The organism is Tunturiibacter empetritectus (assembly GCF_014201375.1).
Taxonomy (GTDB): domain Bacteria; phylum Acidobacteriota; class Terriglobia; order Terriglobales; family Acidobacteriaceae; genus Edaphobacter; species Edaphobacter lichenicola_D.
The window spans coordinates 13,935-38,980 of the sequence record NZ_JACHDZ010000009.1 but is presented as its reverse complement, the minus strand read 5'-3'; the positions used below and the strand labels follow the sequence as shown (position 1 = coordinate 38,980).

The window sequence follows — 25,046 nt, the reverse complement described above, 5'->3', positions numbered from 1 at the left end:
CGTCTATAGGATTACAGGAACATCCCCGTGGACGTCCTGGCTATTTATCCTTGTTATTTATTTAGCGGCCCTCCCGCTCCCACGTCAAGCATACGATTTACCCGGCACAACGGTTTTTTTGCACAAGGAGAAGATTCCGTGATCGCTCGATCCGCCTCATCCGCACGCCCGGCCCTCTCCCGCCTCCTCGCAACCTCTGCCCTCGCCTGCACCCTGCTCCCCTCCACCCCCCTTCCCGCGCAACAACCCCTCCCCACCGGCAAGCCCATCACCCCCTCACCAGCCGACCCCGCCATCGCCGCCGCCATCGCCCAGGTCTCCCCCGACCACATCAAAGCCACCATCACCAAGCTCGTCTCCTTCAACAACCGCAGCACCCTCTCCAGCATGGACACCGACCTCGCCCCCAACACCGGCGTCAACGCCGCCGCCGACTGGATCGAGTCCGAGTTCAAAGCCATCTCCGCCGCCTGCAGCAACTGCCTAGAAGTAAAGCGCGACACCTTCACCGAACCCGCCAGCACCGCACCCAACGCCCGCATCACCAAGCCCACCAAAATCAGCAACGTCTACGCCATCCTCCGCGGCACCGACCCCGCCCAGGCCGCCCGCATGGTCCTCGTAACCGGCCACTACGACTCACGCAACTCCAAAAACGAAAACACCCACGACCCAGCCCCAGGAGCCAACGACGACGCCAGCGGAGTAGCCGTCTCCCTCGAATCCGCCCGCGTCCTCTCCAAACTCAAATTCCCCAGCACTATCGTCTTCGTAGCCGTAGCCGGCGAAGAGCAGGGCCTCAACGGCAGCGCCCACCTTGCCAAACTCGCCCGCGAAGAAAACTGGCAGCTCGAAGCCGTCCTCAACAACGACATCGTCGGCGGCGACACCACCCCCAACAACACCACGACCCCCAACATCCAGGACAAGACCGCAGTCCGCGTCTTCTCCGAAGGCATCCCCGCCAACGCCACCCCCGACCAACTCCGCGCCATCGAAACCCTCGGCGCCGAAGGCGACTCCCCCTCCCGCGAGCTAGCCCGCGCCATCGTCGACGTCGGCGCCACCTACTTCCGCCCGACATCCCAGCACGCGCCCAGCGCCCCCGGCAGCCGCGTCCACAACAACCTCATGCGCATGATCCCGGCCTTCCACCCCGTCCTCATCTTCCGTCGCGACCGCTTCCTCCGCGGCGGCGACCACACCAGCTTCAACCAGGAGGGCTTCGCCGCCGTCCGCTTCACCGAGTGGACCGAGAACTTCGACCACCAGCACCAGAACGTCCGCACCGAAAACGGCACCCAATACGGCGACCTCCTCCAATACGTCGACTTCAACTACGTCGCCAACGTAGCCCGCCTCAACGCCGCCACCCTCGCCACCCTCGCCTCCGCCCCCGGCCAGCCGCAAAACGTCCGCATCCTCACCACCGCCCTCGACAACAACACCGAGCTCATCTGGCAGCCCCCCGCCGGTGCCCCCGCCAACACCACCTACGAGGTCGTCTTTCGCGAGACCGACCAGCCCGTCTGGACCGACTCCGAGTCCGCCGGCTCCGCCCTAAGCCTCAAGCTGGCCATCTCCAAGGACAACGTAGTCTTCGCCGTCCGCTCCGTCGACCCCGCCGGCCATCGCAGCACAGCCGTCCTACCCACCCCACAGCGCGCCGCAAAATAACGCTGTCCTACCGGACGGACCCACTGCGCGTGGGCCGGGCGTTCGCACGCCTTTCTAGAGCTTCGCGTGGTCCTCCCGTTGGTCGGCACAGATCTTCGCTCGCGACCAACGGGAGCGCCAACCGAAGGGGTATACCCATCACGAAGTGATCGCCCGAACCGGGGTCCCCGCAAACAGGTCTTCGTTTGCGGGGTGGCCTAGCACAGTGGGCCCGTCCGGCAGGACAGAACCTTCGAAAACAGCTTCTATCGCACCTGCCGACACTCCTGGACTAGTATTGCTCCAGGCAAACGGAGGTCACACCCAATGCTGAACAAAACCTTCAACGCAACCCTGCAAAAAAGCCCCGCCAAGGGTGGTTGGACCTACGTAGTCTGGCCCGACTCCGTCAAATTCTTCGGCACCCGAGGCCTTGTCAAGGTCACCGGAAAGATCGACGGCCACCCCTTCCGCAGCTCCTTCATGGCCCTTGGCGACGGCACCCACAAACTTCCCGTAAAAGCAGACATCCGCAAAGCAATCGGCAAGCAGACCGGCGACCAGGTCAAGGTGCACCTCGAAGATCGCATCCAGTAAATCCGAAGATCGCATCGAATAAGGCCAAACAGCAATCCGGTCCATTTTGATGAAAAAATCGACGCCGTCCGCGCAAATCGGCGCAAACCCTCCCCACCGCCGAACCGGAGAACCTATGATGAAATAAGAAAAGCGCCCATGCCCCGTTCCGGCCCCATCTCGCTCGCTCTCCCCGCCTTCGAAGGCACCACCCGCAAGCTCATCCTTCTGAACGTCGGAACCTTCTTCGGCCTGCTCCTCCTCCGCTGGCTCGCCCCACAGCTCCAGGCTGTCCTCCTAGCCCATCTCATCCTCGAACCCATCGCCGTCCTCCACGGCGAACTCTGGCAGCTCCTCACCTACTCCTTCGTCGAACAGGGCATCCTCGGCATCCTCTTCGGCATGCTCACCCTCTGGTTCACCGGCTCCCTCCTCGAGCCCTCCTTCGGCGGCCGCTGGTTAGCCGAGCTCTACCTCACCTCCGTCATCGGCGGAGCCATCATCGCCTCTGCCATCTCCTTCACCCACGTCCTCGGCCTGCGTCCCGACATCGTCGCCGCCGGCGCCTGGTCCGGCATCTTCGGCCTCATGGTCGCCATCGCCATGATCTTCGGCGACCAGGAGTTCCTCCTCTGGTTTGTCCTCCGCATCAAGGCCAAGTACATGGTCGCGATCTACATCCTCATCGCCATCGCCATCCTGCTCAAGCAGGCCGACAGCTTCAACGCCCTCATCCAGCTCTCGGGCGCTCTCTGCGGCGCGCTCTTCGTCAAGTTCGCCCCCCGCCGCGGCCTCGCCTTCGCCGCCTCCGAGCAGTACTTCGGCGTCCGCAACCGCTACTACCGCTGGAAGCGCCGCCGCGCCGCCCGAAAGTTCGAGGTCTACATGAAGAAGCAGAACCGCGAGGTCCACTTCGACAAGGACGGCCGCTACGTAGACCCCGACGAACTCCGCAAGAACCCAAACGACAAACGCTGGATGAACTAAGACAACGCCGTACAAAAACTAATCCACCTCTCCTTGGCAATCAGACTACTGCGTTTGCAGTTGTCCCTTTTGCAGTTGTCCCTTTTGCAGTTGTTTGTTCTTTTGTTGTCATCCGGTAGGGATCTGCTTTTGTATTCCCCAGCCCAGGCAAACACCCAGGGTGCCCCATCCATCGCGCTCTATGCGATGGGTGGGAATGTAGAACTCTTCCCAACCTGACGTGTTCTCTTGCTCTTGCAGTTTTCTCGATCTAATCCAAACCTCAAAGAATCGTCATCTCGACCGGAGCGGCGGACAGTCTCACCGTCCGCGCAGTGGAGAGACCCCATATCTGGCCGTTGTCGTTGTCTGTCTGAATCAGCCCGTAGTTTTTTAGACAGGTTCTAGGGGCATCTTCAAATCAGCCACCGTCAAACTACCAAACGCCTGCTGATAATTAGCGCTCCAAACCCCCTCCGCATCCTCGCTCTGCAGATAAACCCGCTTCTGCCCGGCAAACTCCGGCGCAAACTCCACCACAAGACTCACCGTCAGACTCTTCCCCTCAACCTGCGACGAAGCCCCCGCCGCCATCACCGTGCACTGCGAGTTCTTCACCATCGCCGAACTCCCCACCTTCGCCGGATGCGTCCCCCATACCCCACCCATATTCGGAACCAGATTGATCTCCTGCGCCCGTACGTCATACCGCATCAGGCACTGCTTCGCCGACCACTGCCGTTGATCCCCCGGACGCAGCCCCCCCGACATCACCGACACCGTTACCTCGCGGATATGCGCCCCACCCTTAGGGTCTTGAAAGACTGCCGTAAGCCTCTGTGCCGATCCCACATTCGGCGAGATAACCACCGACACCGGAGTCGAAGAATCCATCCTCATCGGCGCCACCCGCCTGCACCCTGTCAGCAGTACGGCGCCCAGCACCACTACGACTACCAGAAAACCCTTAGGCCGCATCGTCAGCCTCCTGCCCGAACGACCACCGTCTCTCAATCGACAGCTCCGTTTCAAATCCTTATACCGAAGCGCACTTCGCTCTGACTACACCTGGCGAACGAACTCCAAACATCTTTACTTCGCCAAACTGCGTACCCGTCGTCATTCCGCCGAAGTGCAGCGAAGAACCCCTTTTACCTTCACCCATGCGAATATGCCCGAAAAATCACATGTCAACCCCCAAAGTCATCTAACCATCACAAAACAAAATAGATCGACCTGGCGTATTAGTTTCGCTCCATCCCATAAAATAGAAGGTGAGATTCAAAAAAAGCCCCGAGCCAACCGGCCGGGGCTTCTGTTTTAATCTAAACCCTTTAGAAAGAAGAATCTGCAGGCAACCCTTTTGCTTGTAAGTATTTAGCGGACTCAACTTCCGCCATCTCTCTGAAATAAAATGGCTTACACAACGGTAATAAGGGGGGACCCCAGGAGGATGTCAATGAAATACACACTCTGCCGCCACATCAAGACCAACGGCACGCGCTGCCAGGCCCCATCTCTCACCGACGGAATCTGGTGTTACTTCCACTCCCGCCTCCACCAGAGCCACAAGCGCTTCCGCCACAACGACGCCACCCGCGGCTACCTCATCCCCGGCCAGCATATCGAGCTCAACACCCTCGAGGACCGCGAATCCGTCCAGGTAGCCCTCTCCGTCGTCATCAACGCCCTGGCCACCGGCAATCTCGACACCCGCCGCGCCACTGCTCTCCTCTACGGCCTGCAACTAGCCTCCAACAACGCCGCCAGCCTCAACACCAAACCCTACGCCCCCAAAGTCGTCCGCGACGTAGAGCCCGGCCCCGACGGCCTCGATCTCGCCCAGCCCGGAGCCACCATCGAGGTCTCCGAAGACTATGACCCCAACGCCGACTTAGCCCTGGACGAAGACGAAGAGGAGGACGAAGACGATGATGATGTTATGAGCAGGCTTGCCAGCCTCGATCTGCACGGCTCGAGTGAAAACGAACCATCGAGTGAAACCGAACCCTCGAGTGCAAATGAACCCTCAGGCAGCCAGCGCGAGCGTATGGGTGTGGAGCTCTGCCAGCCAGCGGGCAAGGTCGAGCTTCCGGCTGGTCAAATCGCGGGTGGCGATCAGGCTCAGGATAGCGTCCTGCAGGTCGGTGTGAAGCTCCGTGAAGGAGTAGCCCGTACGGGTGCGGGTGATCGTCTCAAGCTCGTCCAGGCCCAGGCGGTAGTCGAAGGCGATCGGCGGAGCCGGAGCATCGACCTCGGCCTCGCCGGCGCTCGAAGTAAGGCTGGCGTCCAAACGGCAAGCCGCATAACGCGAGCCCGGATGCGACAGAAGCAGCGTGATCGCCTGCAGCGTAGCGAACTGACTGGGGTTCAGGTTCTGCGGGATATAAAGGGTGCCGCTGTCGATGAGCCGTTTCAGCCAGATAACCGGCGAAGGGTCAGTTGTTCCGCGCAAAGCAGGTGCAGTCAGCTGTTCGGCGTTGATGGCCACGATACGACTCTCCTGTTGTTTCGGGCACTGCATATCAAGACGTCCCTCGCTATTGATTGGACGCCCGGAGAGCGAGGAAAAGCCGAAAAATGAGCGCGTGGTTCTCCCCCAAAGGTGGGATACCAAAACCTAAGATGCTGCGCAGGATGTGGATAAACAGGCAGTAACTCCGGTTCGGGTAAGAATAGAGTTCGATGGAAGTTTTTCGGAGGGTTTTGATGGCGTTGGAGTCGGAAGAGATCGTGCGGATTCGCGTAGTGAAGTTGCATCCGGAGGCTCAGCTGCCGAAGTACGCGCACACCGGAGAGTATGGCGACCTCGCAGCCGATCTCTACGCCGTCGCAGCCGCAACCCTCGACGCCGGAACCACGATGCCGATAGCCACAGGCGTTGCGATGGAGTTTCCCGCAACCCATGGAGCGCTGGTCGAAGACCGCTCCGGACTCGCAGTGAAGGGAGTTACCACACTGGCAGGCGTCATCGATCCGGGATATCGCGGGGAGATCAAGGTCGTGATGACCAACCTGAGCGCGAAGCCAGTCGAGATCAAAGCAGGCGACCGGGTAGCTCAACTCCGTATTGTCCGCAGAATCGAAGCCGTCTTCGAAGAGGTAAGCAAGCTGGTCGAAGCGCCACGTGGAGTGAAAGGTTTCGGCAGCACCGGAAGCTAGCCCGACCACTGAAGAAAAAATCGAGAGAAGAACGCTGGATCAGTCTGCCTCCGCTGGAATCCACATCTCTCGCTCCAGACGCCATCTGCCTTCGGAGCTCTTCCGCAAGACCAGAAGCATCCTGCCGCGACCGTCGAATGGCGGTTTGCCGTCTGGCATGTGAACAACCTGATGTTCGGTACACCACTCTGAAGCCAGATCGCCCGAAACCTCGATATCGAAGCACTTCAACTCGAACTTTTCCATCCGGGCGCCGGGAAACTGTGCTGTGACGCGGTCCAGAAAAGCGGCGATCGCTGCCTTTCCCACGATCGGCTTGGTGGAGGGAAGCAGACTGACGCCCTCCTCAGTCCACAGTGCGACCGTGGCTGCATTGTCCATACGGAAGGTAGCATCTTCAAGACTTCGATTGAACGCATCGATATCGGGATGGGAGCCCTCTGAATGGGAGCCCGGACCTGTCGTCTGCGCCAACATGGCCTGCGCAAACACGGACAACGCCACAGCTAAAAACACCGTGAGTACGATCAGACGCTTTCGCATACACCTCCTCGGCCGCGACCCTGGTGGATTGAAACAGCGACGAACAGCACGGCGGATACTACTCCGCTAAACTCGTCTCCGCAAGGTGCGGAGGATTGGAAGTTCAACGTGTTCTCTCTCTTGACATGGGGAGTATCCTCTGGCTGATGCGGTTACTGTGTGGCGAATCTCAGGAGGCGTTATGAGCGCAGTTGACGGAAGCAGGATGCAGTGGCCTGAGCTGGCCTGGAACGATTGGGCTGATACCGCCGAGACGCTGCACATGTGGACCCAGATCGTCGGCAAGACCCGTCTGGCGCTCACTCCGCTCCAGAACCACTGGTGGAATGTGCCCCTCTATGTCACTGCCCGCGGGTTGGGCACCTCGGCGATGGACTACGAAGACGACGTGCTCGACATCGAGTTCGACTTCGTGGCGCATGAGCTCCATCTCCGCATGAGCTCCGGTACAAACCAGACGATGAAGCTGAAGCCCCGCAGCGTCGCCGACTTCTATGCAGAGTATCTCGGCTGCCTGAAGGAGCTTGGTGTCACGGTGAAGATCGATCCCATGCCCTGCGAGTTGGCCACGCCCATCAGGTTCGATCTCGACACCGAGCATGCCTCTTACGATCCCGAGTACGCGCACCGCTTCTGGCAGGTGTTAGCCCATGCGGGGAAGGTGTTTCGTGCCTGGGGAACAGGATTTCTGGGCAAGGTGAGCCCGGTGCACTTCTTCTGGGGAAGCTTCGACCTCGCCGTGACCCGGTTCTCAGGCCGCACAGCGCCGACGAGGCCAGGAGCAGACAGCATTCAGCGCGAGGCGTACTCGCACGAGGTCATCTCGGCCGGATTCTGGCCGGGAAACGGCGGCTACGGCGCAGCGGCGTTCTACTGCTACGCGGCTCCGGTGCCCGACGGCCTCACCGACGCGAAGATCCGGCCTGACGGAGCAGGATGGGATAAAGCATTAGGGGAGTTTGTCTTCAAGTACGACGTAGTACGCGCACTAGCCTCGCCGGAGAAGGCAGTGATGGACTTTCTCGAAAGCTCCTACGGCGCAGCCGCCGATGTGGCAAGGTGGGATCGCGCTGCCCTCGAGCGACGCTGAGTGGATCTTGTCCTGCCGGACGGGCCTACTTCGCGTGGGACGATCACTTCGTGGTGGGTATACCGCTTCGCTTGGCGCTCCCGTTGGTCGCGGGGAAGATGATCATTCCGACCAGCGGGAGGACCACGCGAGGCTCTAAAAAGGCGTGCGAACGCCCGCCCTCCATGCAGGAGACCCGTCCGGCAGGACAGCGTCTTTCCAACGTGCGACAATCTTAAGTAGCGAGCCATGCCAAATCTGCAAGCCCAGCAAGACAAAGCCCCCTCCCCAGCTACCATTACTCCGGCGCTGCTCAAGCAGCACAGTATCACCCCGGAGGAGTACACGCGCATCGAAGCAGCGCTTGGACGCACCCCCTCCCTGACCGAGTTGGGGATCTTTTCTGTGATGTGGTCCGAGCACTGCTCCTACAAGTCCTCGCGCGTACATCTTAGGCGGTTGCCCACCAAAGGCGAGCGCAAGACCGGGCCAGGAAGCGTAGTGCAGGGCCCGGGAGAGAACGCCGGGATCATCGATGTAGGCGATGGGTGGGCGTGCGCGTTCAAGATCGAATCGCACAATCATCCCAGCTACATCGAGCCGTATCAAGGTGCAGCCACGGGTGTGGGTGGGATCCTTCGCGACATCTTCACGATGAATGCGCGGCCCCTCGCTGTGATGGATTCGCTGCGCTTCGGACCACTCGATGAGGCAGAGCCGGATGAAGCTCTGCGCCGCAGAAATCACCAGATCGCCACCGGCGTGGTGCATGGCGTCGCGGGCTATGGAAACTGCTTTGGCGTCCCGAACGTCGGCGGTGAGACGCGATTCGAAGCCTGCTACTCCGGCAATCCGCTGCTGAATGCGTTTGCCCTCGGGTTGGTGCGCAGCGATGAGATCTTCTATGCGAAGGCCACCGGCGTCGGCAATCCCGTGATCTACGTCGGGGCCAAGACAGGCCGCGATGGAATCCACGGAGCCACGATGGCGAGCGAAGAGTTCACCGAAGGCTCGGAGCAGAAGCGGCCCAACGTACAGATGGGCGATCCGTTCCTGGAGAAGCTGCTGCTCGAGGCCTGCCTTGAGGCAATGGCCACCGGCGCAGTGCTCGGGATTCAGGATATGGGCGCGGCTGGTTTGACCTGCTCAACCTGCGAGATGGGTGCTCGTGGAGATCTTGGATTGACCGTAGAGCTGGATCTGGTGCCGCAGCGCGAGACAGCAATGTCGAGCTACGAGATTATGTTGTCCGAGTCGCAGGAGCGAATGCTGCTGGTGGCCGACAAGCCCCGCGCGCAGGAGGTTCTCGATGTCTTCGCTAAGTGGGGTCTCGATGCTTCGATCGTCGGTGTAGTGACCGAGAAGCCGAATATGGTGATCACGCAGCATGGCGAACTGATGGCTGATATTCCGAATCGCTCGCTGACCGATGATGCTCCGCTCTATCACCGGCCAGTAGGCGTCTGGGAGGCCCCCGTGCCGCTCGATCCTCCGGCGCATGTGCTCGAAGAGTTGAAGAAGCCTAGTGACTACACAGCAGATTTGAAGAAGCTGCTGGCGAGCGCGAACATCTGCGACAAGCGCTGGGTCTTCGAGCAGTACGACTCAATGGTGCAGACCAACACTGTGCAGGGCCCCGGCGGGGAAGCCGGCGTGATCCGGATCAAGGGCACCGGCAAAAGTGCAGGAGCAGCGCGTCATCAGGGATTGCTCGGTAAGTTAGCCGATCTGGTGGCCTCCTCGACTCCGAAGGGTGAGGCAACACTTGCGACCGATAGCCTGGATGCTACGAATCCTGTGGTTTCGCCAGATGACTCGCATGCGTTTACTGAAGCGGAGAAGGGCGATCGCGGATTGGCGATGGCGCTGGCGGGCAATGGGCGCTGGACCTATCTCGATCCGAAGCTGGGTGCGATGCACGCGGTGGCCGAGGCTGCACGAAAGGTCGCTTGCACAGGCGCGATGCCGGTGTCGGCCACCAACTGTCTGAACTTCGGAAATCCCGAAAAGCCGGAGATTATGGCTCAGCTCTCGCAGGCGATTGATGGGATTGCGGCGGCTTGCATCGCGCTGGGAACTCCGGTCACTGGCGGGAATGTCTCGCTCTACAACGAGACCAGGGGCGAGGGGATCTATCCGACCCCCGTGCTTGGCATCGTCGGAATTATTGACGACGTGACGAAGGCTGTACCCTCCGCTTTTCGCAAAGCGGGAGACGCGATCCTCTTCCTCTCGGCGTTTCAAGGTGAAGGACGAAAGATCGAGCAGGAGTTTGGATCGACCGAGTATGCGAAGACCGTGATGCACGAGCTCTGGGGCGCCCCGCCGTTGCTGGACCTGACCGAAGAGGCTGCGTTGCACAAGGCGCTTGCAGCGCTTGCGGCCAAGGGCTTGCTGGTTTCGGCAACAGACATCTCGGATGGTGGCTCGGCGGTCACGTTAGCCAAGGCATGCTTCGCTCGCGAGTTGGGTCTACGCGTGTCGATGAACGTCTCGGAGACGGAGCCGTTCGCATTGAAGGAGCGATTCTTCAGCGAGATTAGCTCGTCGGTGATAGTCTCCGCGGATCCCGAGCGGGTAGAAGCGATCCGGACCGAGTTAGCAGCGCATCCAAAGATGTGGATGGCTCCGCTGGGCGAGGTGACCGCGGGGAACTTTGAAGTTGTGATCAATGGGAAGAAAGTGATTGATGAACCAATCGCTGCGCTGAAGGGATCGTGGACGGGCGCTCTGGAAGAACAGTTGGCCGCAGAGGTGGTGACGGCATGAGCGATCTTCTGGTTCAGGATGAGTTGGTGGTAAAACGAGAAGTCGCAACAGCAGAGCTAGACGAAGAAGAAGGTATGCCGTACGACAAGCTGCGCGAAGAGTGTGGCGTGATGGCGATCTATAACCATCCCGATGCAGCCCGGATGACATACTGGGGGCTCTACTCCCTGCAACACCGTGGGCAGGAGTCGGCGGGCATTGCCACCGCGGATGGGCAGCAGGTTAACGACATCAAAGGCATGGGACTGGTGTCGGAGATCTTTACCGATGATGTGCTGGCGAAGCTGCCGGGCCACATTGCGATTGGGCATACCCGTTATTCGACGACGGGCGACTCGGCGCTGCTGAACGCGCAGCCTATCTCGGTGGAGAGCACGAAGGGTCTGATTGCGATTGCGCACAATGGCAACCTGATCAACCTGGGAACGGCGAAGGAGAGGCTGGAGCGCGATGGCGCGATCTTCCAGACCACGTCGGACTCCGAGATCATCATTCAGTTGATTGCGCACTCCACGAAGAACACGCTGATTGATTGCATGGCGGAGGCACTGACGCAGGTGCAGGGCGCGTTTTCGATTGTGATGATGACGCGAAACCGCATCTTTGCAGCGAGAGATCCGCATGGATTTCGGCCGCTGGCTATGGGGCGGATTGAGGGCAAGGACGGCGCACCGGACACGTTTGTCTTCGCGAGTGAGACGTGCGCGTTCGATCTACTGCATGCGAAGTACGAACGCGATGTGAAGCCGGGCGAGCTGGTGATGGTGTCCGAAGATGGCGTGACGAGCCGCTACTTCAACACAACGACCGAGCAGGCGAGCTGCGTGTTCGAACATGTTTATTTTGCGCGCCCTGACTCGAAGATCTACGGGCGGTGGGTGCAGCAGTCGCGCGAAGAGATGGGACGGCAGCTGGCTCGGGAGTCGGGTGTGCCAGCGGATTTGATCGTGCCGGTGCCGGACTCGGGCGTGACAGCGGCGATTGGGTATGCCGCAGAGTCAGGGATACCGTTTAATTTTGGACTAATTCGAAATCACTATGTGGGACGCACGTTTATTCAGCCCGAACAGCGGGTGCGGGACTTCGGTGTGAGGATGAAGCTTAATCCGATGCGAAACCTGCTGGAAGGCAAACGAGTTGTGTTGATCGATGACTCGATCATTCGCGGAACGACGTCGAGGAAGATTGTGAGGATGGTACGGGCGGCCGGGGCGACGGAGGTGCATCTGCGAATCTCTTGCCCGCCGACGATCTCGCCTTGTTTTTATGGAGTGGATACGCCTTCGAAGAAAGATCTAATTGCCGCGAATAAGTCGATTGCTGAGATCTGCGCATTCGTGGAGGCGGATTCGCTGGCGTATTTGAGCCTGGTGGGGCTGACGCACGCATGTACAAAGGGGGAGCCGGTGGATGGGCTGTCACCAGGGAGCTTCTGTACGGCCTGCTATACGGGGGACTACCCAACGCAGTGGGTGGATGTGTCGGAGATTCTGCCAGCAGTGACTACGGCGTAAAGCAAGCGTGCAGGCGGTGTTCGAACTCGGACAAGACGCCTCTCGAACTGCCTTATGCCTTGACGGTCTGGAGGTAGGCGAAGTTTTCTTTGAGGCTGTCGAGGATTGGAAGGGCGGTGTCGTCCTGATCGACATAGGCGTAATGGATGCCCTGCTTGTGGGCCTGAGCGAAGATGGCGGGCCAGTTTAGAGTTCCCTTGCCTAACTCGGTGATGTGCTTGGCGGTGGGTCCCATGACGAAGCCGGTGGGGGCGTTCGCGATGCGGTCTTTGAGGTGAAGGAGACGAACGCGGTTGGCGTAGCGGGTCAGCATGGTGAGTGGATCCTGGCTGGCCTGGGCGAGCCAGTACATGTCCAGCTCGAGTTTTACGAAGGCAGGATCCGTGTGCTTCATGAGTTCGTCGAAGCCTGTGGAGAGGCCTTGCGGGGCGAACTCGTAGCAGTGGTTATGAAAGGCGAACTGCATGCCTGTACCGTGGATGCTTTGTGCCCAAGTATTAAAGTCGGTGGCGGCTTTGTGGAAGCCTTCGAGGTTCCATTGCCCTTTCGGGATCATGGGGCAGACCATGTACTCGAGGCCGAGTTGGTGGGCGTAGTCGATCTTGGTGGGGACGCTGGCGTAGTCGAAGTGGGCGGAGACCATTCCAAGCCCGGCGTCGGAGACAATGCGGCGCAGCTCGGGCGCGGGGTGAGTGTAAACAATGGGAAAGAGTTCGATCTGGGTGTAGCCGATCTGTTGGATAGCGCGGAGGATGCCTGGGAGATCCTGCGGAGCCTCCTTCCGGACCATGTAGAGCTGGACGCCGTAGGCGAAGGGCGCGTCGGCGGCGAAGGCGGTGGGGAGTCGACCCAGGGTACAGCCAGCGGCGGTGGCAAGGGTAGAGAGACGGAGGAAGTCGCGGCGGGTGGGCATGATCGTTGCTCCTGGGTTCTTCGAGCTGCGGTTGTTAGCGGCCCAGCTGTCCAGCGGTTTTCAGCTTCGGTAGGTGCTTGCCAAGGATTGGGAGCAGCGATACGAGCGGGCTCTGCGCATAAAAGAAAAACTTTAGTTGCTGGTCAGACCTTTGTCAAAACACCGGGCTCGATGTCGTCGTGTTGCAGCGCGGATAGTCTTCGAGCCGATCTTTTCGCGTAGGAGCGAAATCAGACGGGCTCGATATCCATGAAGAGATAGTCCATGGGCCAGCCGGGCTTGACCCCATGCTGACGGACGAGGGTGGAGAGCTGCGCGTAGTGGCGAATCCCATGGAGGAGGAGGTGAATGAGGATGGTCTTGCGGGCAGAGCGAGCTGGGCCCATTGTGCGGGTGGAAAACTCGATTGCCTCATCCCAATTCATTTCAGAGTCGAGAAGAAGCTTGCGGAGGAGCGCGAGGGCACGATCATGGGTATCGTAGATCGCTTCGATGGAATCGTAGGGAATATTGGAGTAGTCGGTCGCGGGCTGGTTGGCGAGGCGTTCGGCGTAGCGAAGCTCAACGGCTACGATGTGCTGAAGGAGTTGGGCGACGGTCTGGACTCCCATAATGTCGCAGGGGATGGTAAGCAGTTCAGGATGGCGGGTTAGAAGGCTGCGCCATCCGGTAGACGTTTTTTCCACCCAGTCGATCAGGTCGTTCGCAGTGAGAGCAGGTACGGTCATGGTTTCACCCCCTGTTCTATTTTGCAATAGTTGTCTCAAAGGGTTGTTCGCGACGGGCTCTCGGTATTTTCGGCGATTTTGAGAATCGGTTAGGGCAGCGAAAAGCAGATTCTTTCGCCACGCTGTGGTGGAGAACAAAGGCGTAGTGACAACGAAGGAAGGGGTTCAAGCAGCAGCTAGCGCAGGGCGCGGTGGCCGATGTCGCGGCGGAACTGCATGCCTTCGAAGGAGATCTTTGCGAGTTCGGAGTAAGCCTTGTCGAGGGCAGTTTGGAGATCGGGCGCGGCGGCGGAGATCGCGAGGACGCGGCCTCCAGCGGTGATGATCTTTCCGTCTTTGATCGCTGTGCCGGAGTGGAAGATGACTATGTCGTCCTCTTGGGCTTTGTCTCCCTCGTCCCGTATCAGATTGTCGGGCAGGCCCGAGATGGGCTTGTCGGAGGCGTACTTGCCGGGATAGCCGCCGCTGGCCGCGATGACGCAGACGCTGGCTCCGGGGCGCATGGCGATGGTGAGCTGATTGGCGGTGCCGTCGATCGAGGCGTTGAAGAGGTCGAGGATGTCAGTCTCGAGGCGGAGGAGGATGGTTTCGGTCTCGGGATCGCCGAAGCGGGTGTTGAACTCGAGGACCATGGGACCGCGCGGGGACATCATGATGCCGCAAAAGAGGATGCCCTTGAAGGGTTCGCCTTCGGAGCGCATGCCGTCGACTACCTTTTGCGCGACGTTGTGGAGGAGCCAGCTGCGCATGGCGGGAGTGGCGATGCCGTCGGTGGAGTAGGCACCCATGCCGCCAGTGTTAGGGCCGGTGTCGCCTTCGCCGATGCGCTTGTGGTCCTGCGCCGAGGCAATTTCGATGGCGTGAGTGCCGTCGCAGAGAGCGAAGAAGGAGAGCTCTTCGCCGGTGAGGAACTCCTCGAGGACAACTGCCTCCTCCGTCGTGCCAAGGAGGGAGCCGCTGAACATCTCGGCTGCTGCGGCTTCGGCCTGAAGGTGGGTCTCGCAGATAACGACGCCTTTGCCGGCAGCGAGGCCGGAGGCTTTGACGACGATGGGGACAGTGAAGCGGGGCAGTTCTTCGCGGACCTGATCCAGGGTGGTGCAGATGCCGTACTCCGCGGTAGGAATGCCGTGACGCTGCATGAACTCTTTGGCGAAAGCTTTGCTGGTTTCGAGCTGGGCCGCGCCTTGAGTGGGGCCGAAGACGCGGTGGCCGCGCTTGGTAAGCTCGTCGACGAGGCCGATGGAGAGCGGGAGCTCGGGACCGATGACGGTGAGAGTGGGTTGCTCGACGGCGACGATGTTGACCAGCTCGTGCAGATTGCCGGGGTCGCAAGGGATGCAGCGGGCGAGCGCGGCGATGCCGCCGTTGCCGGGAGCGCAGAGGACCTCGGTGACTTGAGGGGATTTGAGGAGAGCCCAGACGATAGCGTGCTCGCGACCACCGCCGCCGATTACCAGAACCTTCATTTGTTGACCTTCATTTACTGATGCGCTCCTGTGCTGCGAATTTGCTCCGCAACTTCGAGGCTAGCATCGTCGGAGATGAAGTCAAACCGAGTCGGCTGTAAGCTATTGACCTGGAGAAGAGAATGATTGGCGATGCAGCGCAGTATCAGGAGCTGGTGACGCTCTATGCAGGCTATGGGGATGAAGAACTGTTGGGGCTGGCTCGAGGAATGAGTGACCTTACAGATATGGCGCAGGAGGCGCTGCGCGGAGAGCTGTCGCGGCGCGGGCTTAAGGCTTCGTCGGCGCCGGAGCGCGCGGAGCCGAGAGTGCTGAGTGATGACGATCTGGCAGATCTGCGGGCCTTTGCCGCGCTGGCTCCGGCGGAGTGCGTCTTTGAATACGCCGACAGGCGCGGTGCGGTGGCTGCCTCGCTCGCGCTGCGAGAGGCAGGGATTGAGTCTATCGTTTTACAAGGAGACGGATCGCGGATGGACGTGCAGGGGCCTCGTGTTGTGGTGGCTCCGGAGAATGCGGAGGACGCGGCGATATTGTTGTCGCAGCCGTTGGCAGAGCGGTTCAAGACGGAGGTTGACGAGTCCGCGTCGGGAGAGTTTATGTTGCCGGCCTGCCCCATATGCGGGAGCCACGAGACCCTGCTGGAGGCGGTCGAGCCGGCAAATCGATGGCGATGCGATGACTGCGATCATGACTGGCTGGAGGGGGAGTGATTTTTTGATTGAGAGGAATAAAAAGACCCGCGCCAGGCGGGTCTTCTCACGTGCAACGGAGAAAGTAGCTTTAGTGTGGCTTTCCCTCTCCGCGTGGACCGGATTGTGGAGCGGGTCTTGATTCAGCCTGCTGCCTGGGTTGAGGTGCCGGACGCGGTTGAGGCGCGGGGCGCGATTGCGATTGAGGCGCCGGACGCGGCTGAGGTTGAGGTCCCGGGCGCGATTGTGGTTGAGGCGCCGGACGTGATTGTGGTTGAGGGCGGGGTTGCGGTTGATACTGAGGACGGGATACGTTCTGCGGGATTGGCTCAGGTCTGCTCTGCGGTGCAGGGCGAACCTGGGGCTGCGGTTGGGGTTGGATAGGACGGGTTTGGGGTTGGACTGGTCGCACCTGCGGTTGGACCGGCTTGGTTTCAGGCTGGACTGGTCGCACCTGCGGTTGGACCGGTCTGGTTTCGGGTTGAGCGGGTCGTACCTGTGGCTGAACCGGACGAGTCTCGGGTTGCACGGGACGAGTTTGAGGTTGGCCTGGACGGTTGACTTCGCCGGGCCTCGTATTGGGCTGACCAGGGTTTGGCTGAGCAGGACGAGTTTCAGGCTGTGTGGGGCGGCCTGGCTGGACGGGTGGCTTACCAGGACGTGAAGGTTGTATAGATGGCTGGCCGGGCCGACTATTTTCGCCGGGTCGCATATTTGGCTGGCCGGCATTTGGCTGACCGGGTCGCGTTTCAGGCTGGACGGGCCGGCCGGGTTGAACTGCTGGCTGACCAGGGCGAGCCGGCTGGACGGCAGGCTGGACGAGGCGGTTGACTTCGCCGGGACGAGTGCCTGGTTGGCCCGGACGATTCTCTGGCTGGCTGGGACGGGCCGGTTGCACGGCTGGACGAGCGACTGCGGCGATCGGTCGGGGCGAGGCGACTATAGCGGGACGGCCTTTGTTCACGTTGTAGAACTGCTGGCGATTCTGTGCGGCCTCGCGCTGGTTCTGGAGTTGCGTGGTCATGGGCGGGACGCGGGGGCCGCGGTTGGCTGCGACCTCGGCAGGCTGGGGGCGTACATTGATGCCGCCGCGACCGCCGTTGTAGGAGACGCGGTTGATGGTGGTGTTGTTGACGATGACCGTGCGGTTATAGACGTTGGTGATCCGCGTGGTGTTGATGTTGTTGACCGAGCGGTTGTAGTAGAAGTTGCGGCCCTGCCAGTAACCGCCGTGGTATCCGCTGCCGGTATATCCGAAACCATAGTTCACGCCGCCGTAGAAGCCAATGTGCGGGCCCCAGAAGCCGCGATGAAGGATGTAGCGGCCGCCAAAGAAGCCCCAGTAGCCGGGGGTCCAGAGAGCCCCGTAGAAGGGCGGAGCGCACCAGGCGCCAGGAATCCAGTAGTAGCCTACGGGAGCGTATCCCCAATAGCCCGGCGTCCAGAGATAGTTAGGCGCGGGGGCTTCTGGCTGCTGGTATTCGGGGAGAGGTGGGGGTGGCTCATTGGCTTCTTCGAGAGCCTGCTGGCCGGCATCTACCTGCGACTCGTCGTAGTTGCCGGGGGCGTTGTAGTCGTAGTCCTGATCGTAGTTCTGATCAGACGGCTGGGCGCTCTGGGCGGCGGTGTAGGCCTCGTTTTGCGGGGGCGCGGCCTGGGGAGTGTACTGTTCGGAGCTTTGCTGCGGAGCCTCTTGCGAGCGAATGCCGAGGACTCTTGCTGGCGCAGCTTGCGAGGCGGGTGCGGCCTGAGGTTGACTGCCATCTACAGGCGCCGTGTTGGCATCGGTAGGGTCGGGACCAGAGTTGTCGGGGATAGCCGCGGGCTCTACACCTTTGTGACAGCCTGAGAGGGTCATGGTCGCTGCGAGTGTTGCAATGCCAAGCGATAAACCTAGAAAAAATCTGGGAAATGATTTGTACATACTGCCAGTCTCCTCGTACCTGCTGCGGGTATAAACACGGACTTCTTGAATGAGATGCACTTTTCTAATTATTACGAGTTTTGCGGTGAATTGCGCGATAGCCAATGCAGCGCGTTGTGCTGTGGAGTCTGATAGTTGTGGCACTTGGAAGAGGGAGTGCGTATTTGCAAGCACCCTTCGGTGGGAAGCTAGGCGCTTTACCGCAACGGGCTCGAACGCAGTAAAATTAGGTTGATGGCAAGCTGTCTTCCCAATACGAAGCGCTTTCGCCACGGTCGCCCTGACCGCGGACGTTGCTAACTCGACCCCTCCCCTGAAAACTTGATAGGCTTCAGCCGTTGACGTCTGCGGTTCGAAGATGTGACCACGGCCCCAACCATCGCGCTTCGAAGAGCGCGCCTCGGAGAAGATACCATGCCGACCCAATCGCATCCTGATTCGTTCAAGAGCTTGTCCACACTCGCTGTAGGGAAGACCACGTACGACCTGTTTCGACTCAAGGCGCTAGAGGGGACGGGCATCGACCTTGGCCGGCTTCCCTTCTCGCTGCGGATTCTGCTGGAGAACCTGCTGCGGCATGAAGATGGCCGCACCGTGACTGCGGAAGACATTCAGTTTCTGGCTTGCTGGGATCCGAATGCGGAGCCTTCGCGAGAGATTGCGTACATGCCGGCGCGGGTGCTGATGCAGGACTTTACCGGTGTGCCTGCGGTTGTCGATCTGGCTGCGATGCGAGATGCGATGAAGGCGCTGGGCGGCGATCCGGAGAAGATCAATCCGCTGCAGCCCGCAGAGCTGGTGATCGACCACTCGGTGCAGGTGGATGAGTTTGGCACGCAGCGAGCGTATGACCTGAATGCGGCGCTGGAGTTTCAGAGGAATCGCGAGCGGTATGCGTTTCTGAAGTGGGGGCAGACTGCGTTCAATAATTTCTCTGCGGTGCCGCCGGGGATGGGGATCTGCCATCAGGTGAACCTGGAGTATCTGGCGCGGGTGGTGTTTACGACGACGCCGGATGCACAGGGGAAGGTGTTCGCTTATCCGGATACGCTGGTAGGGACCGACTCGCATACGACGATGGTGAATGGCTTGGGCGTACTGGGCTGGGGCGTGGGCGGGATTGAAGCCGAGGCCGCGATGCTGGGACAGCCGGTGAGCATGCTGGTGCCTCAGGTGGTTGGGTTCAAGCTGACGGGCAAGTTGAAGGAAGGCACGACCGCTACCGACCTGGTGCTGACCGTGACCGAGATGCTGCGGAAGCTCGGCGTAGTCGGTAAGTTCGTGGAGTTCTATGGTTCCGGTATCGCGGAGCTGCCGCTGGCTGATCGCGCGACGATTGCGAATATGGCACCGGAGTACGGAGCCACTTGCGGGATCTTCCCGGTGGATGCGGAGACGCTCAGATATCTCCGGCTTACTGGGCGCAGCGAGGAGCAGATTGCTCTGGTCGAGGCTTACTACCGCGAGCAGGGACTCTTTCATACAGCGGACGCGAAGGAGGCTGTCTATTCCGCGACGATTGCGCTGGACCTTGCGACGGTTGAGCCTAGTGTTGCGGGGCCGAAGCGGCCGCAGGATCGGGTTGCGCTGTCGCAGGCGGGTGCGAGCTTCAAGGAGCAACTGCCCGGGCTGCTGGGGCCGAATGGAAACAAGCATGTGATTCGGCAGATGGTGCGCTGGGAGGGTGAGGGTGGAACGGCTTCGGAGTCGGGCGATCTGAGCAGCAGTGTCGGGGCTTCGGCTCCGGTGGTGGAGGCTCCGGTGGTGCCGGTGATTACGATCAGTGATGAGACCATCCCGCAGCTGGAGGCTCCGCATGTGTCGATTCGGAGCAGGTTCGGCGTGGATCCGGATCAGTATCTCGATCACGGGTCGATTGTGATTGCGGCTATCACCTCCTGTACGAATACTTCGAATCCTTACGTGATGATGGCTGCGGGCCTGCTTGCGAAGAAGGCCGTGGAGAAGGGATTGAGCACGCCGCCGTGGGTGAAGACCTCGCTGGCTCCAGGTTCGCGCGTGGTGACGGACTACTACGTGAAGGCTGGGTTGATGCCTTATCTCGATCAGCTGCGGTTTCAGGTGGTGGGATATGGATGCACGACCTGCATTGGAAACTCCGGGCCGCTGCCAACGGATGTCTCGAAGTCGATTGAGGATCATGGACTGGTCGCGGTGTCGGTGCTCTCGGGAAATCGTAACTTCGAGGGGAGAATTTCGCCGGAGGTGAGGGCAAACTACCTGATGAGTCCTCCGCTGGTGGTGGCCTATGCACTGGCGGGGCATATCGCGCACAACTTCGAGACGGAGGCCCTGGGTCGCGATCTGGATGGAAAGCCTGTCTTCCTGCGCGACATCTGGCCTACGCAGGCAGAGGTCTCGGCGGCGGTGAACTCGTCGATCGATTCGGAGATGTTCCGTAGGCAATACTCCACAGTGTCGGATGGCGACAACAACTGGAAGAGCCTGAAGTTTCCGGATGGCGAGACGTATGGGTGGGAGCCGGATTCGACCTATATTCGCAAGGCTCCCTACTTCGATGGGATGCCGGCTACGCCTGCTCCGGTTGGAGATATTCATGGGGGTCGGGTGCTGGCGGTGCTGGGCGATTCGGTGACAACGGACCACATCTCGCCGGCGGGTTCGATCAAGCTGAATGGGCCTGCGGGGAAGTACCTGATCGAGCATGGGGTGAAGCCTTCGGACTTCAACAGCTATGGATCGCGGCGCGGCAACCATGAGGTGATGGTGCGCGGCACGTTTGCCAATGTTCGGCTGCGGAACAAGCTGGCTCCGGGGACCGAGGGCGGTGTGACCCGGCTGCTGCCCGAGGATGTGCCGATGTCGATCTACGATGCGAGCGTGGAGTATGCGAAGCGTGGAACTCCGCTGGCGATTCTTGCTGGCAAAGAGTATGGCTCGGGGTCTTCACGCGACTGGGCGGCGAAGGGGCCGCGGTTGCTGGGGATCAAGTTTGTGATCGCGGAGAGCTATGAGCGGATTCACCGGTCGAACCTGGTCGGGATGGGGATTCTGCCGTTGCAGTTCCTGCCGGGTCAGAGTGTCGAGTCGCTGCATCTGACGGGCGAGGAGGTGTTTGCGATCGGGGATGCGCCGGGACAACTGAAGGAGATGCTGGACAGCAAGTTCGCCGAGGGCAAGGTGGTGACGGTTTTCGCGGAGTCCGATCTGGGGAAGACAATCGAGTTCTCGGCTACCGTGCGCATCGATACGCCGCAGGAGATTTTGTACTACCAGAACGGTGGAATCCTGCAGTACGTGCTGCGGCAACTGGCGGGGAAGGTTCCGGCCTCGGTTTAGCTGTCGGTACTACCGCTTCTCCTTTCTTCCTACCTCCAAGGGGGGACCCCTCCCCCCCCTATTACCGGGGCATAAAGTGCTTATATTCAACAACTTGCAGAGGGTTAGTGTCTGTAAAAACCAGATAATAAATGGGTTGTGTACAGAATCCTTGTTATCAACAAGTTAGCCCCGGAGGAGTCTTGTCCCTGCGGGGCTAACTTGTTTTTGGTCTCCGTATCTAGTGTAACGAATGGAGTGAAACTAAAGTGCCAGGTTTTGGAGAATCTATCTGGTTTGTTATGTGTGGGTTAGTGGGCGTTTGAGAAGCTTAGGGGCTTGACAGGATTTTTGTGGGTAGGAACAGACAATCTTCCGCTAATCATTGAACATTCGATGCTGTGGTGACGTGCGTCCCGTTTGGGATGGTGTAACTGCTGACACGCTGGTCGGCGGTGAGTACGAGGAGCTGGGTTCCGTGGTTGCGGAGCTCGGCAAAGCGGAGGGGGCTGTCGAGGGTAAGGTGCAGAAGTTCAGCGCCGGTCTGGTCGAAGACGGTGGTCTCGTTGCGGCGGTTGTGGGTGCAGACGGTCTGCGAGGCGGTATCGGCGGCGACGACAGATCCATAGAGCTGGCGGAGTTGGACGCCTGTCTTGAGCGAGTAGACGATGGTGCGGTTGTCGCCGGTGGAGAGGTAGAGGAGGTCGCCGAGCCTGGAGAAGCCGTCGACGCCTTCGTATGTGAGTGGTACCTCGACCACGACCTGGGCACGGACGGCGCCGTCCTCTGCGTTGACGATCTCGATAAGACGTCCGGCGGTTTTTTGTTTGATTGCGTCTGCCTGCTCTTTGAGGATGGGATTGCTGCGGAGTTTCTCCTTCGCTGCTGGCGACTGGATGAGGTCGCTGAAGATGAGGTCGGGCACAATGGCCTTCTTTCGTTATGGCGGCAAAGGGGTTGACGGTTCGGCCTATAATGAACTATGGCAATCGCTCCTCCGGCCGCTTCGCAGGCTGGCCCGCAGCCGAAGCCGCACGACGAACCGAAGAGTCAACCGGATGGGAACCATACCGATACGGGGATCGAGCTGGGAACAGCTCTTCCGGTCGCGGAACCATCGGTTGCATCGGAGACGATCCCTCGCGTGAAGAATAAGAAGCCTGCGGCGCCTGATGCCTCGGCGCTGGTGATTGCGGGCGTGGAGGAGTCTTCGGCGAGCCATCTCGCGGGTAGTTCGGCGAAGGATATCCATGCGGTGGATGCGAAGTTTCATCGGCTGCTGGAGACGGTGCATGAGAACCGGCCGGCGGATGATCTGGAGATTATTCGCGGGGCGTGGGCGTTCTGCCTGCAACAGCATGAGGGGCAGAAGCGGGCCAGCGGCGAGCCTTACATCATTCATCCGCTGGAGGTGGCGCAAGTGCTGGCCGAGCTGAAGATGGATTCGACTGCGATTGCGGCTGGGTTGCTGCATGATGCAGTGGAAGACACGGATGTCACCTCTGCTGAAATAGCCAAGCGGTTTGGGGACCAGGTGGCGCACATCGTCGAGGGCGTGACGAAGCTGGAGAAGATCAAGTTTGCCAATCGCGAGGATCACCAGGCGGAGAATATTCGCAAGATGCTGCTGGCGATGGTGACCGATGTTCGGGTGGTGATCATTAAGCTCGCGGATCGGTTACATAATATGCGGACGCTTGAGCACCTGAAGCCGGAAAAGCAGCAGAAGATTGCGCGGGAGACGCTGGATATCTACGCTCCGCTGGCGCACCGGCTGGGTATGGGCAAGCTGCGTGGGGAGCTGGAGGATCTGGCGTTTCGATATACCGATCCTTATGCGTATGAGCAGGTGTCGACCGAGGTAGACGCGCTGCGTGGGAAGGGCGAAGAGTTTCTGCAGAAGATTGTGAAGCAGCTTGAGGCGAAGCTGAAGGAGTTCAAGATTCAGGGGCGGGTGGAGTCGCGGATCAAGCGGCTGTATTCGATTCAGCAGAAGCTGGTGGATCAGAAGATTCCGGTTGATCAGGTTTATGATCTGCTGGCGATTCGCGTGATCTGCAATACCGTTCAGGACTGCTATGCGCTGCTGGGGTTGCTGCACTCGATCTGGCGACCCGTGCCGGGAAGGATCAAGGACTTTATCGCTATGCCGCGGCCGAATCTTTATCAGTCGCTGCATACGACGCTGATTGCGGAGGGAGAGCATCAGTTCGAGGTGCAGATTCGGACGGAGGATATGCATCGCGTCGCGGAGGAGGGCATCGCGGCGCACTGGAAGTACAAGGCGTCGGACAACGTAAGCGCGAAGGACGAGCAGAGGCTGGCTTGGGTGCGGCAGTTGATGGAATGGCAGCGGGAGATGACCGATCCCAATGAGTTTATGTCGACGCTGAAGATCGATTTGTATCCAGAGGAGGTCTACACCTTTACGCCGAAGGGCAAGGTGGTGGTGCTGCCGAAGGATGCGAGCCCGATTGATTTTGCTTATGCGATTCACACCGAGGTGGGCAATACGACGGTGGGTGCGAAGGTGAATGGGCGGATCGTGCCGCTGCGGACGAAGCTGCGGAATGGGGATATCGTCGAGATTTCGACGCAGGCGGGACATGCTCCGAGCCGCGACTGGCTTAGCTTTACGAAGAGTTCGCGGGCGCGGAACAAGATCAAGCACTGGCTGAATGAACATCAGCGGGAGCGCGCGATCGAGATCGGCAAGAAGCTGCTGGACCGCGAGGCGAGGAAGTACAAGCTGGCGCTGGGCAAGTTTCATGAGGCCGACTACGACAAGGTGGCCAGTGAGTATGGGCTGGGAACGCAGGCGGAGCTGCTGGCGGGTGTTGGGTTTGGGAAGTTTTCGGCGCGGCAGGTTCTGAATAAGCTGGAGCCAGGGTCGACGATGTCGGCGGAGCCCCAGGCGCCGGAGGGTGGGGTCGGCAACACGATTGGGCAGATGTCGGAGGCGGTGAAGCGAGTCTTCTTCGGGAAGGGGTCGGACTCGCTGCAGGTGGAGGGGCAGGACGATCTGCTGGTGTACCGGGCGCGTTGTTGTAACCCGATTCGCGGCGAGGAGATTGTGGGGTACGTGACGCGGGGCAAGGGCGTTGCGGTACATGCGAGAAGCTGTCCGAATGTGCAGAATTTGTTGTATGAGTCGGATAGAAGGATTCAGGTGGAGTGGTCGCCGTCGCCGACTGAGCCGGGGACGAATAAGGCGCAGACGTATCCGGTGAAGCTAACGGTGCTGTGTGATGATCGGGCGGGGATGCTGAAGGAGTTTACGGCGATCATCTCCGATGATGGGACGAATATTCGCAGCGTGGATACAAAGCCGCTGCCGGATGGCCAGGTGATGGTGGACTTTGTGGTGGAGACGGTGGATGTGCGGCATTTGAATAAGCTGGTGCAGAATCTGCGCAAGGTGCCGGGGGTTCGGGATGTGCAGAGGGTGCAGAAGATCTAAAGGCGACGAGGCATGATCTTAGAAATGCATCATCGGCACTTAGATTAGTAGCGTTGGTAGAATTGGCGCGTCGCCGTGAAAACATCCAAGTTCGTCATCGGAATTACGCTCGGAAGCTTGTTTACTCTGTGTGCTGCGGTAACTGCCGGAGTGCTCATGGCTCACATGTATTGGTCCCTGCGAGTTAGTGCAACCGTGCTACTCGTTCAAATCGCCCTATCAATTCTTTGTTTTCGTTGGGCCATGCGTCGTGGCATATCTAAGTCAGGCATCTCAAATTAAGACATGCCTCGTTTAGAGAAGAGTTG

Annotated in this window: 18 protein-coding genes; 11 read left to right on the top strand and 7 right to left on the bottom strand. The window is 60.0% G+C overall.

Features of this window, described 5'->3' with window-relative positions; translation table 11 throughout:
• The first annotated feature begins 138 nt into the window (after nt 1-138).
• The 3 genes from HDF10_RS19665 to HDF10_RS19655 all read left to right on the top strand — a co-directional run bounded on the left by HDF10_RS19665 (nt 139) and on the right by HDF10_RS19655 (nt 3,219).
• Complete coding sequence (locus HDF10_RS19665) at nt 139-1,677, top strand: M20/M25/M40 family metallo-hydrolase (protein ID WP_311732835.1); 1,539 nt, start codon at nt 139-141, stop codon at nt 1,675-1,677.
• 306 nt (nt 1,678-1,983) lie between these two features.
• On the top strand, nt 1,984-2,253 hold the full coding sequence (locus tag HDF10_RS19660; RefSeq protein WP_183816509.1) for a DUF1905 domain-containing protein: 270 nt from the start codon (nt 1,984-1,986) through the stop codon (nt 2,251-2,253).
• 138 nt (nt 2,254-2,391) lie between these two features.
• Nucleotides 2,392-3,219 (top strand): rhomboid family intramembrane serine protease, encoded by an 828-nt coding sequence (locus tag HDF10_RS19655; protein WP_183816507.1) that lies wholly within the window; start codon nt 2,392-2,394, stop codon nt 3,217-3,219.
• Between the two features lie 372 nt (nt 3,220-3,591).
• Here HDF10_RS19655 and HDF10_RS19650 read toward each other — a convergent pair whose 3' ends face one another.
• Entirely contained in the window at nt 3,592-4,176 is a 585-nt protein-coding gene (locus tag HDF10_RS19650; RefSeq protein ID WP_183816504.1) for a hypothetical protein, read from the bottom strand.
• 481 nt (nt 4,177-4,657) lie between these two features.
• On the opposite strand from HDF10_RS19650, the gene HDF10_RS19645 reads away from it, so the two are divergent.
• Both HDF10_RS19645 and dut read left to right on the top strand, forming a co-directional pair.
• Nucleotides 4,658-5,782: a hypothetical protein gene (locus HDF10_RS19645; protein WP_183816502.1), complete on the top strand. Its 1,125-nt coding sequence runs from the start codon at nt 4,658-4,660 to the stop codon at nt 5,780-5,782.
• Between the two features lie 125 nt (nt 5,783-5,907).
• Nucleotides 5,908-6,360, top strand: a complete 453-nt coding sequence (dut, locus tag HDF10_RS19640; RefSeq protein ID WP_183816500.1) for a dUTP diphosphatase — start codon at nt 5,908-5,910, stop codon at nt 6,358-6,360.
• A gap of 39 nt (nt 6,361-6,399) precedes the next feature.
• On the opposite strand, the gene HDF10_RS19635 is transcribed toward dut, so the two are convergent.
• A complete protein-coding gene (locus HDF10_RS19635) occupies nt 6,400-6,903 on the bottom strand; it encodes a YybH family protein (RefSeq protein ID WP_183816498.1) in 504 nt (167 codons plus the stop codon).
• A gap of 181 nt (nt 6,904-7,084) precedes the next feature.
• Between HDF10_RS19635 and HDF10_RS19630 the strand changes: the two genes are divergently transcribed.
• The 3 genes from HDF10_RS19630 to purF all read left to right on the top strand — a co-directional run bounded on the left by HDF10_RS19630 (nt 7,085) and on the right by purF (nt 12,255).
• A complete protein-coding gene (locus HDF10_RS19630) occupies nt 7,085-7,993 on the top strand; it encodes a DUF5996 family protein (protein WP_183816496.1) in 909 nt (302 codons plus the stop codon).
• A 228-nt stretch (nt 7,994-8,221) separates the two neighbouring features.
• Entirely contained in the window at nt 8,222-10,741 is a 2,520-nt protein-coding gene (purL, locus tag HDF10_RS19625) for a phosphoribosylformylglycinamidine synthase subunit PurL (protein WP_183816494.1), read from the top strand.
• Between the two features lie 74 nt (nt 10,742-10,815).
• Nucleotides 10,816-12,255, top strand: a complete 1,440-nt coding sequence (gene purF / locus HDF10_RS19620) for an amidophosphoribosyltransferase (RefSeq protein WP_183816591.1) — start codon at nt 10,816-10,818, stop codon at nt 12,253-12,255.
• Between the two features lie 52 nt (nt 12,256-12,307).
• Here the strand turns inward: purF and HDF10_RS19615 are convergent, their stop codons facing one another.
• From HDF10_RS19615 to purD, 3 genes are all read right to left on the bottom strand, one after another.
• Nucleotides 12,308-13,168 carry a sugar phosphate isomerase/epimerase family protein gene (locus tag HDF10_RS19615; protein WP_183816492.1) on the bottom strand — a complete coding sequence of 287 codons (861 nt, stop codon included), beginning with the start codon at nt 13,166-13,168 and terminating at the stop codon, nt 12,308-12,310.
• A gap of 230 nt (nt 13,169-13,398) precedes the next feature.
• Complete coding sequence (locus HDF10_RS19610) at nt 13,399-13,896, bottom strand: DinB family protein (protein WP_183816490.1); 498 nt, start codon at nt 13,894-13,896, stop codon at nt 13,399-13,401.
• A gap of 176 nt (nt 13,897-14,072) precedes the next feature.
• Complete coding sequence (gene purD / locus HDF10_RS19605; RefSeq protein WP_183816488.1) at nt 14,073-15,365, bottom strand: phosphoribosylamine--glycine ligase; 1,293 nt, start codon at nt 15,363-15,365, stop codon at nt 14,073-14,075.
• Between the two features lie 122 nt (nt 15,366-15,487).
• Here purD and HDF10_RS19600 point away from each other — a divergent pair, with 122 nt between their 5' ends.
• Entirely contained in the window at nt 15,488-16,075 is a 588-nt protein-coding gene (locus tag HDF10_RS19600; protein ID WP_183816486.1) for a hypothetical protein, read from the top strand.
• Between the two features lie 70 nt (nt 16,076-16,145).
• Here the strand turns inward: HDF10_RS19600 and HDF10_RS20625 are convergent, their stop codons facing one another.
• Complete coding sequence (locus HDF10_RS20625) at nt 16,146-17,978, bottom strand: hypothetical protein (RefSeq protein ID WP_260178035.1); 1,833 nt, start codon at nt 17,976-17,978, stop codon at nt 16,146-16,148.
• Between the two features lie 414 nt (nt 17,979-18,392).
• Between HDF10_RS20625 and acnA the strand changes: the two genes are divergently transcribed.
• Nucleotides 18,393-21,299, top strand: coding sequence for an aconitate hydratase (gene acnA / locus HDF10_RS19590; RefSeq protein ID WP_183816484.1), 2,907 nt, complete (start codon nt 18,393-18,395; stop codon nt 21,297-21,299).
• A 361-nt stretch (nt 21,300-21,660) separates the two neighbouring features.
• Here the strand turns inward: acnA and HDF10_RS19585 are convergent, their stop codons facing one another.
• Entirely contained in the window at nt 21,661-22,203 is a 543-nt protein-coding gene (locus HDF10_RS19585; protein WP_183816482.1) for a hypothetical protein, read from the bottom strand.
• A gap of 57 nt (nt 22,204-22,260) precedes the next feature.
• On the opposite strand from HDF10_RS19585, the gene HDF10_RS19580 reads away from it, so the two are divergent.
• Nucleotides 22,261-24,738, top strand: coding sequence for a RelA/SpoT family protein (locus tag HDF10_RS19580; RefSeq protein ID WP_183816480.1), 2,478 nt, complete (start codon nt 22,261-22,263; stop codon nt 24,736-24,738).
• Nucleotides 24,739-25,046: the final 308 nt, after the last annotated feature.

Excerpts from the sequence above, each read along its gene's own strand:
- HDF10_RS19610 (WP_183816490.1), bottom strand. The coding sequence starts at position 13,896 with ATGACCGTACCTGCTCTCACTGCGAACGACCTGATCGACTGGGTGGAA.
- HDF10_RS19645 (WP_183816502.1), top strand. The coding sequence starts at position 4,658 with ATGAAATACACACTCTGCCGCCACATCAAGACCAACGGCACGCGCTGC.
- HDF10_RS19580 (WP_183816480.1), top strand. The coding sequence starts at position 22,261 with ATGGCAATCGCTCCTCCGGCCGCTTCGCAGGCTGGCCCGCAGCCGAAG.
- HDF10_RS20625 (WP_260178035.1), bottom strand. The coding sequence starts at position 17,978 with ATGTACAAATCATTTCCCAGATTTTTTCTAGGTTTATCGCTTGGCATT.
- HDF10_RS19650 (WP_183816504.1), bottom strand. The coding sequence starts at position 4,176 with ATGCGGCCTAAGGGTTTTCTGGTAGTCGTAGTGGTGCTGGGCGCCGTA.
- purF (WP_183816591.1), top strand. The coding sequence starts at position 10,816 with ATGCCGTACGACAAGCTGCGCGAAGAGTGTGGCGTGATGGCGATCTAT.
- acnA (WP_183816484.1), top strand. The coding sequence starts at position 18,393 with ATGCCGACCCAATCGCATCCTGATTCGTTCAAGAGCTTGTCCACACTC.
- HDF10_RS19660 (WP_183816509.1), top strand. The coding sequence starts at position 1,984 with ATGCTGAACAAAACCTTCAACGCAACCCTGCAAAAAAGCCCCGCCAAG.
- HDF10_RS19630 (WP_183816496.1), top strand. The coding sequence starts at position 7,085 with ATGAGCGCAGTTGACGGAAGCAGGATGCAGTGGCCTGAGCTGGCCTGG.
- dut (WP_183816500.1), top strand. The coding sequence starts at position 5,908 with ATGGCGTTGGAGTCGGAAGAGATCGTGCGGATTCGCGTAGTGAAGTTG.
- HDF10_RS19600 (WP_183816486.1), top strand. The coding sequence starts at position 15,488 with ATGATTGGCGATGCAGCGCAGTATCAGGAGCTGGTGACGCTCTATGCA.
- HDF10_RS19615 (WP_183816492.1), bottom strand. The coding sequence starts at position 13,168 with ATGCCCACCCGCCGCGACTTCCTCCGTCTCTCTACCCTTGCCACCGCC.
- HDF10_RS19655 (WP_183816507.1), top strand. The coding sequence starts at position 2,392 with ATGCCCCGTTCCGGCCCCATCTCGCTCGCTCTCCCCGCCTTCGAAGGC.
- purL (WP_183816494.1), top strand. The coding sequence starts at position 8,222 with ATGCCAAATCTGCAAGCCCAGCAAGACAAAGCCCCCTCCCCAGCTACC.
- purD (WP_183816488.1), bottom strand. The coding sequence starts at position 15,365 with ATGAAGGTTCTGGTAATCGGCGGCGGTGGTCGCGAGCACGCTATCGTC.
- HDF10_RS19635 (WP_183816498.1), bottom strand. The coding sequence starts at position 6,903 with ATGCGAAAGCGTCTGATCGTACTCACGGTGTTTTTAGCTGTGGCGTTG.